The organism is Streptomyces sp. NPDC038213 (genome assembly GCF_055600495.1).
Genome location: NZ_JBVJYM010000038.1, coordinates 21,725 through 37,705, shown reverse-complemented (window position 1 = coordinate 37,705; position 15,981 = coordinate 21,725). Strand labels below are relative to the sequence as shown.

At 72.1% G+C, this 15,981-nt stretch carries 12 protein-coding genes and 3 pseudogenes; 14 read left to right on the top strand and 1 reads right to left on the bottom strand.

The features are described from left to right. Positions 1 to 103 precede the first annotated feature (103 nt). The 5 genes and pseudogenes from ACZ7JZ_RS32545 to ACZ7JZ_RS32525 all read left to right on the top strand — a co-directional run. A complete protein-coding gene (locus tag ACZ7JZ_RS32545; protein ID WP_470945827.1) occupies positions 104 to 1,144 on the top strand; it encodes a polyprenyl synthetase family protein in 1,041 nt (346 codons plus the stop codon). After that, on the top strand, positions 1,141 to 2,109 hold the full coding sequence (gene ispH / locus ACZ7JZ_RS32540) for a 4-hydroxy-3-methylbut-2-enyl diphosphate reductase (RefSeq protein WP_470945825.1): 969 nt from the start codon (positions 1,141 to 1,143) through the stop codon (positions 2,107 to 2,109). Before ACZ7JZ_RS32545 ends, ispH begins: the two co-directional genes overlap by 4 nt. Continuing rightward, the gene (locus ACZ7JZ_RS32535) at positions 2,106 to 3,929 is read left to right on the top strand and encodes a 1-deoxy-D-xylulose-5-phosphate synthase (protein WP_470945822.1); all 1,824 of its coding nucleotides are present in this window, start codon (positions 2,106 to 2,108) and stop codon (positions 3,927 to 3,929) included. Before ispH ends, ACZ7JZ_RS32535 begins: the two co-directional genes overlap by 4 nt. A 61-nt stretch (positions 3,930 to 3,990) precedes the next feature. Then, complete coding sequence (ispG, locus tag ACZ7JZ_RS32530) at positions 3,991 to 5,088, top strand: flavodoxin-dependent (E)-4-hydroxy-3-methylbut-2-enyl-diphosphate synthase (RefSeq protein WP_470945820.1); 1,098 nt, start codon at positions 3,991 to 3,993, stop codon at positions 5,086 to 5,088. A 279-nt stretch (positions 5,089 to 5,367) separates the two neighbouring features. Next, positions 5,368 to 5,664, top strand: a pseudogene (locus ACZ7JZ_RS32525) (1-deoxy-D-xylulose-5-phosphate reductoisomerase); the annotation flags it as partial. A gap of 19 nt (positions 5,665 to 5,683) precedes the next feature. Here the strand turns inward: ACZ7JZ_RS32525 and ACZ7JZ_RS32520 are convergent. Beyond that, a pseudogene (locus ACZ7JZ_RS32520) lies at positions 5,684 to 5,830 on the bottom strand (IS110 family transposase); the annotation flags it as partial. An 845-nt stretch (positions 5,831 to 6,675) separates the two neighbouring features. Here ACZ7JZ_RS32520 and ACZ7JZ_RS32515 point away from each other — a divergent pair. The 9 genes and pseudogenes from ACZ7JZ_RS32515 to ACZ7JZ_RS32475 all read left to right on the top strand — a co-directional run bounded on the left by ACZ7JZ_RS32515 (position 6,676) and on the right by ACZ7JZ_RS32475 (position 15,981). Further along, positions 6,676 to 7,719, top strand: coding sequence for a hypothetical protein (locus tag ACZ7JZ_RS32515; protein ID WP_470945818.1), 1,044 nt, complete (start codon positions 6,676 to 6,678; stop codon positions 7,717 to 7,719). Positions 7,720 to 8,014: 295 nt separating this feature from the next. Beyond that, positions 8,015 to 8,167: pseudogene (locus ACZ7JZ_RS32510) on the top strand (class I SAM-dependent methyltransferase); the annotation flags it as partial. Positions 8,168 to 8,610: 443 nt separating this feature from the next. Next, positions 8,611 to 9,594 (top strand): acyltransferase domain-containing protein, encoded by a 984-nt coding sequence (locus ACZ7JZ_RS32505; protein WP_470945815.1) that lies wholly within the window; start codon positions 8,611 to 8,613, stop codon positions 9,592 to 9,594. A 26-nt stretch (positions 9,595 to 9,620) separates the two neighbouring features. Next, positions 9,621 to 11,477, top strand: coding sequence for an acyl-CoA dehydrogenase family protein (locus tag ACZ7JZ_RS32500; protein ID WP_470945812.1), 1,857 nt, complete (start codon positions 9,621 to 9,623; stop codon positions 11,475 to 11,477). Positions 11,478 to 11,506: 29 nt separating this feature from the next. Further along, positions 11,507 to 12,562 carry a 3-oxoacyl-ACP synthase III family protein gene (locus ACZ7JZ_RS32495; RefSeq protein ID WP_470945913.1) on the top strand — a complete coding sequence of 352 codons (1,056 nt, stop codon included), beginning with the start codon at positions 11,507 to 11,509 and terminating at the stop codon, positions 12,560 to 12,562. Further along, positions 12,562 to 13,404, top strand: a complete 843-nt coding sequence (locus ACZ7JZ_RS32490; RefSeq protein WP_470945810.1) for an SDR family NAD(P)-dependent oxidoreductase — start codon at positions 12,562 to 12,564, stop codon at positions 13,402 to 13,404. The genes ACZ7JZ_RS32495 and ACZ7JZ_RS32490 overlap by 1 nt, the downstream gene beginning before the upstream one ends. A 20-nt stretch (positions 13,405 to 13,424) precedes the next feature. Continuing rightward, positions 13,425 to 14,534, top strand: a complete 1,110-nt coding sequence (locus ACZ7JZ_RS32485) for a beta-ketoacyl-ACP synthase III (protein WP_470945807.1) — start codon at positions 13,425 to 13,427, stop codon at positions 14,532 to 14,534. Continuing rightward, on the top strand, positions 14,507 to 14,770 hold the full coding sequence (locus ACZ7JZ_RS32480; protein WP_470945804.1) for an acyl carrier protein: 264 nt from the start codon (positions 14,507 to 14,509) through the stop codon (positions 14,768 to 14,770). The genes ACZ7JZ_RS32485 and ACZ7JZ_RS32480 overlap by 28 nt, the downstream gene beginning before the upstream one ends. Further along, positions 14,767 to 15,981, top strand: a complete 1,215-nt coding sequence (locus ACZ7JZ_RS32475; protein WP_470945801.1) for a beta-ketoacyl-[acyl-carrier-protein] synthase family protein — start codon at positions 14,767 to 14,769, stop codon at positions 15,979 to 15,981. Before ACZ7JZ_RS32480 ends, ACZ7JZ_RS32475 begins: the two co-directional genes overlap by 4 nt.

The window sequence follows — 15,981 nt, the reverse complement described above, 5'->3', positions numbered from 1 at the left end:
GCGCAATGGAATCACTGTGAACGCCCACCGGGGAGAGTGCAAGCGATCCCGGTAATCCGACGTCAACAGCCACCGGAAACAGCCACCGGGAAAGGGGCAGACGATGGACACCGTCCCGACCGACCACGACGAGCACCGGACCGGACTTCTGCTGGAGCAGGCACGCAGCCTCGTCGACGCCCTGCTGCGTTCCGCGCTCCAGGTCCTCCCGCCGAGGATGCTGCTCATCTGCGGCTACCAGCTGGGCTGGTGGGACGCGAGCGGGGCGGAGCAGCCGGGCGGCGCAGGGAAGGCGCTCAGGCCGGCCCTCGCACTAGGCGCCGCCAGAGCCGTCGGCGGGGACCCGGTCGACGCCGTGCCGGCCGCGGCGGCCGTCGAACTCGGCCACAACTTCTCTCTGGTGCACGACGACGTGGTGGACCGGGACGAGCTGCGCCGCCACCGCCCCACCGCCTGGAAGGCTTTCGGAACCGCCGACGCGATCATGGCCGGGGACGCCATGATCGCCGCGACCCCCCTGGTGCTCGCCCGGCATGACCACCCGTCATTGGCCCAGTCGGTCAACCGCCTCGGGACGGCGGTGGCCGAACTCTGCGAGGGGCAGCACATGGACTGTGCCTTCGAACGGCAGAAGAGCGTCACCCTCGGGGAGTGCCTGCGGATGGCCGAGGCCAAGACCGGAGCCCTCCTAGGAGCGTCCTGCGCGCTCGGCGCCCTGGCAGCCGGCGCCCCGCCCCAGGTCGTGGGAGCGATGGACGTCTTCGGCCGCCGGCTGGGACTGGCCTTCCAGCTGGTCGACGACCAGCTCGGCATCTGGGGAGACCCCGCCGTCACCGGCAAGCCCGTGGGCGCCGACCTGCAAGCACGCAAGAAGTCCCTGCCGGTGGTCGCCGTCCTGGCCGAGCGGACCGAACCCGCTCGCCGACTGCGCGCGCTCTACTCGATGGACCGCCCCCTCACCACCGCCGAGGTAGCCCGGGCGACCGGGCTGATCGAGCAGGCCGGCGGCCGGGCCTGGGCCCGGGACCAGGCCCGCCGCCACGTCCTGGAAGCTCTGGACGTCCTGGGCCAGTGCCTGCCGCCCGGTGGGGACAGCACCGAACTGCGCTCCCTGGCGGCCCTGATCATCCGGAGGAACACATGACCACCGACGTACCGGCCGCTTCGGTCACGCGGACCGTCCTGCTCGCGGCACCCCGCTCCTTCTGCGCCGGTGTCGAGCGAGCCATCGACGCGGTCGAACGGCTGCTGGACGCACCCGGTCGGGACACCCCCGTCTACGTCCGCAAGCAGATCGTGCACAACACCCACGTGGTGGCCGACCTGGCTGCACGCGGGGCGGTCTTCGTCGAGGAACTGGACGCCGTCCCGCCCGGCTCCACCGTGGTCTTCTCCGCCCACGGCGTCTCCCCGCAGGTCCGCGAACAAGCCCGGCTGCGGCGGCTCACGGTCGTCGACGCGACCTGCCCGCTGGTCACCAAGGTGCACTCCGAGGCCCGCCGCTTCGCCGGCCGCGGCAACACCGTGGTCCTGATCGGACACGCCGGTCACGAGGAGGTCGAAGGCACCCTCGGCGAGGCACCGCAGGCCACCATCCTGATCGAAACGGCCGAGCAGGCACGGACGCTGGAAGTCCCCGACGAGTCGAGAGTGTCCTACCTGACCCAGACCACACTGGCCCTGGACGAGACCGCCGAGGTCATCGAGGCGCTGAGGGACCGCTTCCCGCTGATCCAGGCACCGCCCGGGGACGACATCTGCTACGCCACCACCAACCGCCAACTCGCCGTCGAGGCGGTGGCGCGCAGGGCGGACCTCGTCCTGGTGGTCGGGTCCGCGAACTCCTCCAACTCGGCCCGGATGGTGGAGCTGGTCCGCCGCGGCGGCACCCCGGCCCAGCTGATCGACGACGCCTCGGCCCTCGATGCGGCCTGGCTCGAGGACGTGCGGGTGATCGGTCTGTCCGCCGGCGCATCCGCCCCGCCCGCCCTGGTCACCGAGGTGATCGAGGCACTGCGACTGCTCGGTCCGCTCACCGTCGAGGAGATCACCACGACGGTGGAGGACATCACCTTCCAACCACCCGCGCCCGTAAGGGACCAGCCATGACCGCACCCACCACCGTCGTCGACACCGCCGCCGACCCGCGGCCGCCGGACCTGCTCGCCGAGCTGGACGGACCCGAGGACCTCAAGAACCTCCCCCCGGACACCCTGCCCGTACTCGCCGAGCAGATACGCGCCCTGCTCATCGAGAAGGTCAGCGCCGTCGGAGGCCACCTCGGCCCCAACCTCGGCGTGGTGGAGCTGACCATCGCCCTGCACCGGGTCTTCACCTCACCGCACGACACCCTGCTCTTCGACACCGGCCACCAGGCCTACGTGCACAAGCTCCTGACCGGGCGCCAGCACGAGTTCGACACCCTGCGCCAGTCCGGCGGGCTCTCGGGCTATCCGAGCCGGGCCGAGTCGGCGCACGATGTCATCGAGAACAGCCATGCCTCCACCGCCCTGTCCTACGCCGACGGCATCGCCAAGGCCCGGGCCCTGAGCGGTGAGAACGGCCGGGCGGTGGTCGCCGTGGTCGGCGACGGCGCCCTCACCGGAGGCCTGGCGCTGGAGGCCCTCAACAACCTCGGCGCCGCCCCGCACCGGCCCGTGGTCGTCGTCCTCAACGACAACGAACGCTCGTACGCCCCGACCGCCGGGGCCCTCGCCCAGCACCTGGCCGCGCTCCGCAGGGGCGAGGCGAAGGGAAACCTGTTCGAGCAGCTGGGGCTGGCCTACCTCGGCCCCGTCGACGGGCACGACGTGCCCGCCCTGGAGCAGGCGCTGCGTGAGGCCCGTTCCCTGGCACGGCCCGTCGTCGTCCACACCCTCACCCGCAAGGGGCACGGCTACCCGCCCGCCCTGGCCGACCAGGACGAGAAGATGCACGCTGTCGGCGTCCTCGACCCGGCCACCGGCCTGCCCAGATCGGCCGCCGGCCAACCGACCTGGACCGACGTATTCTCCGAGCACGTGACCGAGCTGGGCGCCCACTACAGCGACCTGGTAGCCGTCACAGCCGCGATGCCCGGCCCCACCGGCCTGTCCCGCTTCGCCGAACGCTTCCCCGGGCGCTTCCACGACGTCGGCATCGCCGAGCAGCACGCGGTGGCCAGCGCGGCCGGCCTGGCCACCGCCGGTGCGCGGGCCCTGGTCGCGGTCTACTCCACCTTCCTCAACCGGGCCTACGACCAGGTGCTGATGGATGTCGGCCTGCACCGGCTCCCGGTGACCTTCGTCCTGGACCGGGCCGGGATCACCGGCCCCGACGGGGCCAGCCACCACGGCATGTGGGACGTCCCGCTGCTGGCCTCCGTCCCCGGTATGCGAGTGGCGGTCCCCCGCGACCCCGCCCAGCTGCGCTCCCTGCTCACCGAAGCACTGGACGACCAGGAACACCCCACCGCGCTGCGCTTCCCGAAGGCCGCAGCCGGTGCCGACATCCCGGCCGTCGAACAGACCGGCCCGGTCGACCTGCTCTTCCGCTCAGCCGTCCACGAGGTCCTGATGGTCGCCGTCGGCCCGCTCGCCGCCGAATGCGTGGAAGCCGGCCGCTACCTCGCCGCCAGCGGCATCGGCGCGACCGTGGCCGACCCGCGGTGGGTGCTGCCCGTCCCCCGCGAGCTCCTGACCCTGGCCGCTCGGCACCGACTCGTCGTCACGGTCGAGGACAGCATCCGCAACGGAGGTGTCGGCGACGCACTCAGCCGTGCCCTGACCGACACCGGCGCCCGGATCCCGGTCGTCACCATGGGACTGCCCGCCCGGTTCCTACCCCACGGCCCCCGCCACGGCCTCCTGACCGAGACCGGCCTGACCGCCAAGGCGATCGTCCACACCGTCCACGGCGCGAGGGCCGACCGGCCCCACCCCCACCCGTGAGTCCGTCGTGCGACCCGCCCGCCCTGTCCCCTCCCCGTTCCGACCGACCGATGGAGTGACGATGCACAGGCCCCGCATACCGCTGCCCCGGCGCGCCTCCCGGCAGATCCAGGTCGGCTCCGTGCCCGTCGGTGGCGACGCGCCGATTTCGGTGCAGACCATGACCACCACTCTCACCGCCGACGTGGACTCCACCCTCCAGCAGATCGCCGAGGTCACCGCAGCGGGCTGCGACATCGTCCGGGTCGCCGTCCCGTCGCAGGACGATGCCCGGGCCCTGCCAGAGATCGTCCGCAAATCCCCGATCCCGGTCATCGCAGACATCCACTTCCAGCCGCGCTACGTCTTCGCCGCCATCGATGCGGGCTGCGCGGCGGTCCGGGTCAACCCCGGCAACATCAGGGCCTTCGACGACAAGGTCCGGGAGATCGCCCAGGCGGCGGCGGCCGCGGGCGTGCCGATCCGGATCGGAGTCAACGCCGGCTCGCTCGACCACCGCCTGCTCAGCAAGTACGGCAGGGCCACCCCCGAGGCACTGGTCGAGTCCGCCCTGTGGGAGTGCTCGCTCTTCGAGGAGCACGGCTTCCAGGACCTCAAGATCGCCGTCAAGCACCACGACCCGCTCACCATGGTCACCGCCTACCGGCTGCTCGCCGAGAGCTGCGACTACCCGTTCCACCTGGGCGTGACCGAGGCTGGCCCCGAACTGCAGGGCGCCATCAAGTCCGCCGTCGCCTTCGGCATCCTGCTCCACCAGGGCATCGGCGACACCATCCGGGTCTCCACCTCCGCCCCGCCGGTGGAACAGGTCAAGGCCGGCAACCACATCCTGCAGTCCCTGGGCCTCCGCCCGCGGAAGCTGGAGATCGTCTCCTGCCCCGGGTGCGGTCGCCTCCAAGTCGACATCCACCGCCTCAGCCGCGAAGTGGAGGCCGCCTTCGAAGGCTTCCCCATCCCGCTGAGGGTCGCCGTCATGGGGTGCGTGGTCAACGGGCCCGGCGAATCCCGCGAGGCCGACCTCGGCGTCTCCTCCGGCAACGGCAAGGGGCAGATCTTCGTCAAGGGCCAGATCGTGCGCACCGTACCGGAGTCGCGCATCGTCGAGGCTCTGCTGGAGGAGGCACTGCGGCTCGCCGACCAGACCGGGGCGCCCGAGTGAACGCCGTCCACCACGGCCGCCCGCACTGTGCGATCCGCACGCGAGCCACGGCACCCCGGCCGACACCGCCGTCCGCACCGTTGTGATCGACCGGTTCGGCCGGCGCCCCGGCGGTCGAGGTCGCGGCACTGCACCCGGACCGGCTCCAGGTCACCGGCCTGGGCCGGCCACCGGACGCAGCCCCGGCATCCTCGCCGAGCAGGCCCACCTGCTCGGTGCGGGGCCGTGGCGGTCGCCGCACCAACTGCCGTCCCCGCCCTCCGCTCCTCCCTCGCCGCCCGGTTCGGCCCAAGCGGGCGGTTGCCGGAGATACTCGCCAAGACTGACGCTGCGTCAGCGCTCGAGGCATCCCCGTGCGACCGGGTCCTCAACGCGGTCACCGGCTCCGTCGGCCTCGGCCCCACCCTGGCGGCCCTCGCGGCCGGCCGCACAGTCGCGCTGGCGAACAGCGAGTCCCCGATGGCCGGCAGCCCGCTCGTGGCGCGGCTCGCCGAACCGGGGCAGATCATCCCCGTCGACTCCGAGCACTCCGCCGTCTCCCAGTGCCTGGCCGGTGCCGTACCCGGTCGGGTCAGACACCCCGTGTCGTTTGGTGTCAAGCGGCACGGGGTTGGGGGTGGTGTGACCAGGCGGTTGTTTCGTCGTAGGTGGTGCGGGTTTCGAGGCAGCCGTGGAGGATACCGACGAGTCGGTTGCCGAGCTGGCGGAGGGCGGGGTTGTAGCCGGCTTCGCGGGCTCGTTCGGCACGGCACGCGGCCTGATGGCTCCAGTGCTCACGCTCAGTGGGGCGGGCACGCCACCCCAGCAGCGGTCTGGCCTCCCGGCCGACCAGCCGGGGGACGGTCTGACCTCAGAAGTCGATGCTTCCGGCGTCGTAAGCGCTCACCTGCTGGCGGCTACGGAACCGATCATTCCCCGGCTCTGTAGGTCCCGTTAGGCATCTGGCGCTCACGGCCTTTGGCGGCCCGTTCCGCGGCCGCAGGCGCGACCAGCGCCGGCCGGTGACGCCCGCTCAGGCCCTGACCCCATCCGACCTGGACCATGGGGCCGGTCATCACCGTCAACTCGGCAGCCCTGACGAACAACAGCACCCTCACCGCCTGTGCCCGGCTGCGGCGGGTCCACGTCCCGCCGGAGCCCTTGCGACGGCAGGCCGCCATCGGCACCGCCGCGTCCACCGACTCACCGCCCTTCCCGTCCGCAACGCCTTCCACCGCGTCCTGGTCCCGGTCCCGTCCCCCTGTGCGCCCTGGACGTGTACCGCGCATGGGACGTCCTGCTCCCACCCCCACCCGCCCTTCGCCGCGGCAGCGCCCCGACGCGGGATCCTGACCGCCCTCGGCGGCGGATCGGCCAACCGGCTGGGGCAGTTGCCCCCACGACCGCCAAGCCGCCGCCATCAGCCCCCGCGGGACACCACCCTCGGTGGTCGCGGCACCGGTGCCCGGCCCCGCAGCCATCCCCCTTGCGAACCCGTCGGCCGACCGCCCGAGCGATCACCAAGAAAATGGCTGAAATAGGACGAAGCTTCTCTCTTCTGATGTCGTTTTCAGTCAGGAAATATCCGACGCTGATTATGCAGGAGGAATGTTGAAGCGGACAAAACGATTCGCGTCATGGTGGAGCACCGGCACGCCCGGCAACCATGTGCTCGTAGCGCGGGAGTTCGTCCATCCGCAATACGGACAGACGTCTTCGCCTGCGGCCGAGCTGGTCATCTGCTGGCTGGCCCAGGCTGGTGTGCAGGCCGCGCCAGCCGACGGCAGGCGCTGGGGAGCCGAGGAGCGGCTGCGCTGGTTCAGCCTGGCCTACATCGATCCGCGCCTCGGCGCGATCGGGCTCGCCGTAGCCGCCCCCGCACACTGCCCACACCGTCAGAATGCCGCCCGGACCGCCCTTCTGACATGGCAGCGGACTCTCGGCACACGCAGAATCCTGCTCCCGCACCTGCCCGCCGCCGGATTCCCGTCCCAGCGGAGCACGTCCGCCTCTCCTGCGGACCCGGCAGTGGCGGCCCAGTGCTTCCTCGACGAGGGGGACTCCGTCCTGGTCCTCGGAGTACCGAACCCCGCCCTGCGGGACCTGAGCGCCGCCGCCGACCAGCACGTACTGTACGCCGATCGCGCACAGTCCCTCGCAGAATCGATCCCTTACGAAGTGGAGGGGGACCGGCTGTCCTTCGTGCTGTCGCCCGAGGCAGTGGCCGAGGAGGCGGCCGACCTTCTGCACACGGCCAGGCAACGCTTCCCCCACCTCCGGGGACAGCACCCGGACCACTGGCCGTACCAGACCTCCGACCAGCTCAACTCCCTGCGCCTCGCTCTGGACGGCGCGGACGAGGTCTGGCTGCTGACCGCCTCCGGATCCGCGCGCCACCCGCTGCTGGACACCGCCCTGTCACACAGCCATGTCACCATCCGGGAGCTCGGTGACTCGACGGACATCGACGCCCATTGGTTAACGCCGCGGCTCAGGACCGTCGCCCTGCTCACCAGCGACCTGTCCGATCCCGGCGACCGGCGCCGCCGGGAGCTACTCACCGCACTTTCCGGCACCGGCCCGCTCAGCGTGGTCACCCGCGAGGTCCGCACCCACATCACGACCGGTCTCCACCTCCCCGCGCACCACTGACACCACCGGGAATTCGGCCCGCGCGAGCCGACTGGCCCCGCGCCAGTAGGAGCACTCCGCGCACGAAGAGGCACGCCATCGCGGAGCCGGCTACCACCGGGGGCGACCTGAGCGAGACGCCGCCGTCTTCCGGGCCGCCGATGCCCACGAAGTGCCGGAGCTGGGTAGTGGTCACGGCCGTGCGCGCTCCGCTTCGCCCGTAGAAGCTTCTCCGTGATGGCCACCGACTTCAGCCGGGTCGGTCTGCAGCAGCCGCGCGAGGCCGGCGCGGCCCCAGGCGTGGCCGGACGGGGAACTGCCGCGGTTCACGACGTCCGCCAAACCCCTGTCCTACGCGGACGTCTCCGTGGATGCCGTGTTCGCGTACATGCTGCTCTGCACGGCGCTGAGCACCCAGCAGATCCAGGCCCTGGTCGCCGAGGTACGACGGGTGCTGCGGCCGGGCGGAGCCTTCGTCTGCACCGTCCGCCACACCGGGAACCCCACTACCAGGCCGGAATCGGGCGCGGAGACGGCATCTGGGAGCAGGGCGGCCTCGCCGTCCACTTCGTCCCCGCGCAGCCTCGCTGACGAGCTCGCCGAGGGCTGGACTCTCGATGAGGCCGCACCGTTCCATCCGGCCTCGGCCAGGAGGATACGCAGAGCCTGGTTCGGACGACGGGGGATCGCACGTTCCTCCTTCTGCGCCGCTCAGCCGCTGGTCAGCGCGGACCTTCAACATCCTCATGTATTCAACGGGTTCACATGCCGCAGCCGTTCTGGACGCGCCTGCGGTCAGGCAGGCTCAGATTACGGACCACTTGGAACCGTGCACCAGCGCGCACGAGTCCAGCACCCGTTGAAGCCGTGCGCCCCAAGTACACGGTCGGCCAGTCCTCATGGAAGGGAAAAATGCACACCAACCCTGCGGACGGGCCGGACGGTCCGTCTGACCGATGGCGCTCCGTCCACCTGTTCCCCGGGCAAGGGGACTTCTCCGTCGGCTCCCTGGTTCGCGCTGCCCGCGCCGAGAGGCGGGTGTTCTCGGCTGTCCGCCAGGTGTTCCTCGAGATCGACGGCGTCGCGGCGGAGCGCGGCCTCCCGGCGCTCGGTCCGTGGCTGCTCGGCCCGAATCCGCCGAGCGGCAAGGACCTCGCCTGTGAGCCCACGGGCACGTCCCAGCTCGCCCTGTTCGGCGCCTCGGTGGCGGTGCACCGAGCGCTGTGCGACGCGTACGGAGCGCCGTCGGGTGCCGTCGGCGTGAGCTTCGGTGAGATCGCCGCGCTGACCGCCGCCGGAGCCCTCACCATTCCCGACGGCGCCCGCGCGGCCTATGACCTCGCACGCGTGCTCTCCTCGTGTCCGGGCGGGCTGAGCCTGCTCTCCTGCTCCGAGTCGGCCGCTCGCCGGCTTCTGGAGCGGTCAGGGGCGGAGGAGACGGTGGTGGCCGTGGTCAACGACGACCGGTCCGTAGTGGTCTCGGGGCCCTTGCCGGACCTGGTCAGGGTCGAGAAGACTGCTGCGGACTCGGACGTGGCCGCCGCCCGCCTGCGCCTGCCGTTCTCCTCCCATCATCCGTTGCTCACCGCCGAGGCCCATGCGTTCGCCGTGGCGCTGCGCGCCTGTACCTGGTCCGAGCCGAGCTTTCCGGTCTACTCCGCCGTGGCGGGTCGTCTCTACCGTCCGGACGACGATCTGGCGCGGCGCCTGGCGGACTGCCTGGTCCGGCCCGCCGACATACCCCGCGTTCTGCGCCAGGTGGCCCTCCACAATCCGGCCGTCCTCTTCGAGGCGGGCACGGGAGAAGCGCTGGCTTCCAGTGCCCGCAGGGTGCTGGCCGCGTGCACCGCGCCGCCCGTCCACGCACCGATCGCCGAATCCGACTTCCCCTGGTGACCCCGCCCCGACTTGGAGAACCAGCGATGCCCCTCGCGTCCCTGCCCCCGGCCACCCGAGACGAGATCCGACGACTCCTCCACGGCCCCTGCGAGCCCTTCTTCCTCTCCGCGCTGCACAAGGCCCTGGCTGCCGACTCCTGCTCCGACGCGGGGAGAGCCGACAATCCAGGCGAACGACTGCTCCGCCGCCTGGGGCTGCTGGGCGAGACCCTCCCGGCGTCGGACCGTCTCTTCGACGACCTTGCCCGGCTCTCCACGGTCCACGCCTGGGCCGCGGTGACCGACCCCTCCCTCTGCCTGACGGCCCTCGTCCACCACACGCTCTGCCTGGGATCCATGGTCCGCCTCTCGCACGAGCCGGGCGAGCATCTGGTGCGGCGGATGGAACTGCTGCGGGCCGGGCGGGCCAAGGGGGTCTATCTGATAACCGAGGCGGGGCAGGCCAACAGTCACCTCGCGACCCGGACGCGCGCGGAGTTCGACCGGGGCACCGGCGAGTTCGTCCTGCACACGCCGGACCCGCAGGCCGCCAAGTTCGGCAGCGCGGGGACCCTGGACGTGCCGCAGACGGCGGTGGTACTCGCGCGTCTGGTCGTCGACGGCGAGGATCGCGGGGTCTTCGCGTTCGTGGTCGACCTGACCGGTGACGACGGACTGCTGCCCGGTGTCGAGGTGTCCTCGCCGCTCGGGCTGGGCGCGTTGCCCCTCGACTACGTCCTGGTGCGCTTCCACCATGTCCGGGTGCCGTACGCCGACTGGCTCGCCGACGGTGCGGGCATCGGGAGCGACGGCAGATTCCACGACCCGGCCGGGTCGAGCGACCGTCGCCTGCAGCGCACCCTGCGGGTGGGGCAGGGACTGTGGGCGACCATGCCCGCGGTCGCGGCCGCGACCGCACGCCAGTCGGCCGTACAGGCCGTCAACTACGCGCGACAGCGCCGGACCCAGAGCACCCTGGCCCCCGGGGTCCCTCTCCTCACCTATCGGACGCAGCAGCGGGCCGTGCTGGGAGCGCTGGCGGACGCCTTCGCCTTGACATGCGCCGCTGGCGGAGCGCGCGCCGTGTGGACGGAGTCCCTCGCCGCCCCGATGGCACCGGCCGGGGAGGGATCCGGGGCGATGGGGTTCACGCCGTGGGCGGCCGTCAGCCGCCCGCTGGCGGCCTACAAGGCCGTCGCGGTCCGCCTGGCCGCGCGGGTCGCAGCCGACTGCCAGAGCCGCTGCGGCTTCTCCGGGCACCTGGACGTGAACCGTCTGGCCGCCTACCACGGTTTCCACCACGCCTTCGACGCCGCCGGCGGGGACGGTCAGCTCATCTTCTACGACATCGGCCGCTCCCTCACCGCAGAGGCCGCGACGACCGCGACGGACACCCCGGCACCCCCGGTGACGTCGCCGGAATGGTGGCTCGCGACGGCACGCCGGCACCAGGACGGCCTGACCAGGCACCTGTCGGCGCGCCTGTGCGCCACGGAGCCGAGCGACCCGTTCGACGCCTGGAACCCGCTGTTGGAAGACGCTGGCATCCTCGGTGAGTTCTACGCGAACGCGCTCGTGGCGGAAGACGTGGCGCGGACGCTGGACGGGATACGCGACCTGGACCTGGCACGGTCTCTCCAGCCGTTGGGGGCCCTGCACGGCGTCATGGCCGCCCGCCGCTGGTCCGGCTCCCTGCTCGCCCACGGAACGCTGCGACCGGCGGACATCCAGGGACTGACGGACGTCGCCGACGCACTCTGCGACGCGATCGTGCCCCATCTGCCCCTGCTGACGCAGGTATTCGCCCATCCCGAAGACATAGTGGCCGCCCCCCTGGCCGCCAAGGACTACGACACGGCGCTGGGGACCACCCTCACCTGGACCCGAGGAGGTGTGCGGTGACGGGCGAACGCCGCATCGGCGTGCTCGGCATGGGCACCCACCTGCCCCCCACCGTACGCACGAACACCGAGGTCGCCGAGGGCGCCGGAGTAACGGCTGAATGGATCAGGGAACGCACCGGGGTCCTCAAGCGCCACGTGGCCGGCGCGGGCGAGGCGGCCTCCGACCTGGCGGCGCACGCGGTGCGCTCGGCGGCCGAGGCGGCCGGCATCGACGTCGCCGACATCGGCCTGCTGATCTGTGGCACGTCCACCCCCGACGAGCTGGGGCCCTCGACCGCCTGTCGGATCCAGACCCTGGTGGGCGCCTTCGGCGCGGTGGCACTCGACGTCAGCGCCGCCTGCTCCGGGTGGCTGTTCGCGGCCAAGGTGGCGCACGACTGGCTGCGGGGCGGCGAGATCCGGTACGCGGCGGTGGTGGGCGTCGAGGTCTACTCGAAGTTCCTCGACCCGGCCGACCGGGGCACCGCCGTCCTGTTCGCCGACGGGGCCGCCGCGGCCGTTCTGGGCCCGGTGCCCGCCGGCCAGGGCTTCATGCACTTCAGCCTCGGCTCCGACGGCACCCTCGCCGACCGCGTCCTCATCCCCGCCGGCGGCAGCCGGTTCCCCGCCAGCGAGACCACACTCGCCGATCGCGCGCACTGCATCCGCATGGACGGTCGCACCATCGGCCGGTTCATCACGGACGTGTTCCCCCGGCTGATCACCGATGCCCTCGACAGCAGCGGCCTCGGCATCCTGGACGTGGACTGCGTCGTCGCCCACCAGCCCAACCCCGTCCTGCTCAGGCGTATCGGCGCCGACCTGGGCATCCCCGCCGACCGCCTGGTTGTCGTCGGCGACGAGGTCGGCAACATCGGTGCGGCCAGCACGCCGTACGCACTGGCCAGCGCCGCGGCCCGCGGACAGCTGAGGCCCGGCGACCGAGTTCTGCTCGCCGTCTTCGGCGCCGGCATGACCTGGGGCAGCGCCCTCCTCACCTGGAGCGGGGCGCATGCCCTCACTGCGGCCTACGAGTCCATCCGTACCCCCACCGCGACCGGAGCCTCCGCCGCGGGAGCGTCCGAAACCGAAGGAGCCCCTTGATGAACGCCATGAACCTGTTCCGTCTGGACGGCGCACGCGCGCTGGTGACGGGCGCGTCTCGCGGCATCGGAAAGGCCGTCGCGGAGGCTCTGGCCGACGCGGGCTGCGACCTGGTGGTGACCGCCCGGACGCAGGCCGCCCTCGACGACACCGTGCGGGCGGTGGAGGACCGGGGCCGCAAGGCCGTGGCCCTTGCCGGAGACCTCGCCGAGGCGGGCGTCGCGGCGGACCTGGTCGACGGGGCGTGCACCGCACTGGGCGGCCTGGACATCGTCGTCCACAACGCCGGCACCCTCCCCACCGCGGAGGACGGCAGCCCCCTTATGGCACCGCTGCAGCACGCCCGCCAGCAGGACTGGGACAGGGTCGTCACCGTCAACCTCAACGCCACGGCCGCTCTGTGCCGGGCCGCCCACCCCCACCTGGTCGGCTCCGACCGAGCCAGCCTGATCCTGATGTCCTCGGTCGCCGGGCTCGTCGGCACCCCGATGATGGAGGCCTACGCCGCTACCAAGGCCGCTCAGGTCTCCCTCGCCCGCAGTCTCGCGGTCGGCTGGGCGCGTCAGGGCATCCGCGTCAACGCCCTGTGCCCTGGCTGGACCCGCACCGACATGACCGCCTTCGCCAGCGGTACCGGCCCCCTGTCCGACTGGCTGACCAGCCACGTCCCGCTCGGCCGGTGGGCCACGGTGGACGAGGTGGTCGGAGGCGCCCTCTTCCTCGCGTCCCCGGCCTCGTCGTTCGTGACCGGTCACGCGCTCGTCATCGACGGCGGCCTCGCCGTACCCGACGGCGGCCTGGCCGGCCACCCCAAGCCCCCCTCCCCCTTCACCGCGGCATGAACCCCGACGAGAAGCCCACCATGCCCCCTGCTCCCCCCACCGCGGTCATCACCGGGATCGGAGCCTGCCTTCCGTCGCGCATCGTCGACAACGACACCGTCATTGCGCGCGGACGCCTGCGCACGGACGACACCTGGATCCGCGACCGCACCGGCATCGTCCGGCGGCGGCACGCGGATCCGGGCACCAGCACCGGCGATCTCGCCGTCGGAGCAGGACGGGCCGCCCTCCTCTCAGCAGGCGGACTCCGCCCCGAGACGCTTCTCCTGGCCACCAGCACACCCGACCACCCCTGCCCCGCCACCGCTCCCGCGGTCGCCCACCGGCTCGGCCTGGGCACGATCCCCGCCTTCGACATCTCGGCCGTCTGCTCCGGCTTCCTCTACGCCCTGGCCACGGCGACCGCCCTGATCCGCAGCGCCGTGTACTCCACCGTCCTCGTGATCGCCGCCGAGACATACACGAGCATCGTCGACCCCGCTGACCGGGAAACCGCGCCGATCTTCGGTGACGGGGCCGCAGCCGTGCTCCTGGCTCCGGGCACCCCGGACGAACCCGGAGCCGTCACAGCCGTCGACCTCGGAGCCGACGGGAGCGGCAGCCCTCTCATCACCGTCCCGTACGGCGGGTCCCGGCACCCGCACCACCTGCCGCCGCCCGACCCGGGCGCCCGGTACTTCCACATGCAGGGCCGCGCGGTCTACGCCCACGCGGTCCGACGGATGACGCAGTCGGCGAGCACCGTCCTGGACCGGGCCGGCTGGCCGCCAAACAGCATACGGGCGTTCGTCGGCCACCAGGCCAACCAGCGCATTCTGGACTCCGTCGGCGACCGTCTGGGTATCGCACGCACCCACCGGTTCGGCAACATCGGTGAACTCGGCAACACCGCGGCGGCCTCCATCCCTCTGGTTCTTGCCGACCCCGCCGTTCACCAGGCCGTCGCCCCCGGCGCACGGTCACTGCTCACCACCTTCGGAGGTGGACTCACCTGGGCCTCCGCCACGCTGAACTGGCCCGCAGCCGTCCCCAGGTCGGAAGACCCCCCCTCCGGCCTGGACACCTCCCCCCTCTGCACGTCCGACCTCTCAAGGAGCCATCCATGGACCGCGCCTACGACCACCTCGTGACCCTCCTCGCCGACAAGTTCGAGGTCGACAGCAACCGCATCGCCTCCGACGCCACCCTCGGTGAACTGGACCTGGACTCCCTCGCCGTGGTGGAGCTGTACGTCACCCTGCAGGAGGAGTGGCAGATCCCGCTCGACGACTCCGCCGCGAGCGCCGAACTCACCGTTGCAGACGTGGCCCGCTCCGTGAGTGCGCTGCTCGACGACCCGGCACCCGGACCCGAGGCCGCGCCGTGAGCGACACGATCGCCGTCACCGGAATCGGTCTGGTGACACCTGCCGGCGCCGGAGCCGAACCCACTTGGAAGGCCGTGCAGGCGGGCAGCGCCACCGCTCGGACCGACCCCTCGCTCAGCGGCGGCCCGGTGACCATGTCCTGCCGCGTGCCGCCCCTGCCGCCCAGCCCGGGACGCCTCTGGCGCTTCGACCCCGGCACCCGCTTCCTGCTCACCGCCGCGCGTGAAGCGCTCGCCGCGGCCCAGTTGGACCCCGCCACCTGGGACCCCGCGCGCGTGGCCGTCGTCGTCGGCACCGCGGCGGGCGGAATCGGCACCCTCGAAACCCAGCACCGAAAGCTCATCACCGGCGGATACGGGACCGTCTCCCCGATGACGCTACCCGCCTTCCTCCCCAACATGGCGGCCGGCCAGCTCGCTCTCGAACTCGGCGTCACCGGCCCCTCCCTGCAGACCTCCACCGCCTGCGCCTCGGGTGCCACCGCCCTCATCACCGCCCGACTGCTCCTGGAGTCCGGAGCCTGCGACATCGCCATCGCGGGCGGCACCGACGCCATGATCACCCCCCTGTGCGCCGCGGCCTTCGCCAAGATGGGCGCGTTGTCCCTCCGGAACCACGATCCCGGCAACGCCTCACGCCCCTTCGACAAGGATCGCGACGGCTTCGTGCTCGGGGAAGGGTGCGGGATGCTCGTCCTGGAGCGCGGCCCGCACGCGCACGCTCGAGCGGCCCGCCCCTTAGCCCTGTTCGCCGGCCACGGCACCACCAGCGACGCCCACCACCCCACGGCACCACACCCCGACGGGGCCGGACTCCGTGCCGCGACCCTGGCAGCCCTGGGACAGGCAGGAGCAGGACGGGAGGATGTCGACCACATCAACGCCCACGGCACCAGCACGCCCCTCAACGACAGCGTGGAAGCCGCCGTGATCCGGGAGCTCTATCCCGGCCGACCTCCATCCGTCACGTCCACCAAGGGAGTTCTGGGCCACACCATGGGGGCCGCCGGAGCCATCGAGGCCGCCATCACCGTACTGACCATCGCCCATGGCGTCGTGCCGCCCACCGCCAACTTCACGGCACCGGACCAGGCCACCACCGGCATCGACATCGTCGCGATGGCCAGCCGCCCCCAGCAGGTCCGTCTGGCCCTCAGCCACTCCCTCGGCTTCGGCGGGCACAACACCATCCTGGCCTTCGTAGCACCTTGA

Coding starts and splice junctions, on each gene's coding strand:
- ACZ7JZ_RS32490 (WP_470945810.1), top strand. CDS start 12,562: ATGAACGCCATGAACCTGTTCCGTCTGGACGGCGCACGCGCGCTGGTG.
- ACZ7JZ_RS32480 (WP_470945804.1), top strand. CDS start 14,507: ATGGACCGCGCCTACGACCACCTCGTGACCCTCCTCGCCGACAAGTTC.
- ispG (WP_470945820.1), top strand. CDS start 3,991: ATGCACAGGCCCCGCATACCGCTGCCCCGGCGCGCCTCCCGGCAGATC.
- ACZ7JZ_RS32500 (WP_470945812.1), top strand. CDS start 9,621: ATGCCCCTCGCGTCCCTGCCCCCGGCCACCCGAGACGAGATCCGACGA.
- ACZ7JZ_RS32505 (WP_470945815.1), top strand. CDS start 8,611: ATGCACACCAACCCTGCGGACGGGCCGGACGGTCCGTCTGACCGATGG.
- ACZ7JZ_RS32495 (WP_470945913.1), top strand. CDS start 11,507: ATGGGCACCCACCTGCCCCCCACCGTACGCACGAACACCGAGGTCGCC.
- ACZ7JZ_RS32515 (WP_470945818.1), top strand. CDS start 6,676: ATGTTGAAGCGGACAAAACGATTCGCGTCATGGTGGAGCACCGGCACG.
- ACZ7JZ_RS32485 (WP_470945807.1), top strand. CDS start 13,425: ATGCCCCCTGCTCCCCCCACCGCGGTCATCACCGGGATCGGAGCCTGC.
- ispH (WP_470945825.1), top strand. CDS start 1,141: ATGACCACCGACGTACCGGCCGCTTCGGTCACGCGGACCGTCCTGCTC.
- ACZ7JZ_RS32535 (WP_470945822.1), top strand. CDS start 2,106: ATGACCGCACCCACCACCGTCGTCGACACCGCCGCCGACCCGCGGCCG.
- ACZ7JZ_RS32545 (WP_470945827.1), top strand. CDS start 104: ATGGACACCGTCCCGACCGACCACGACGAGCACCGGACCGGACTTCTG.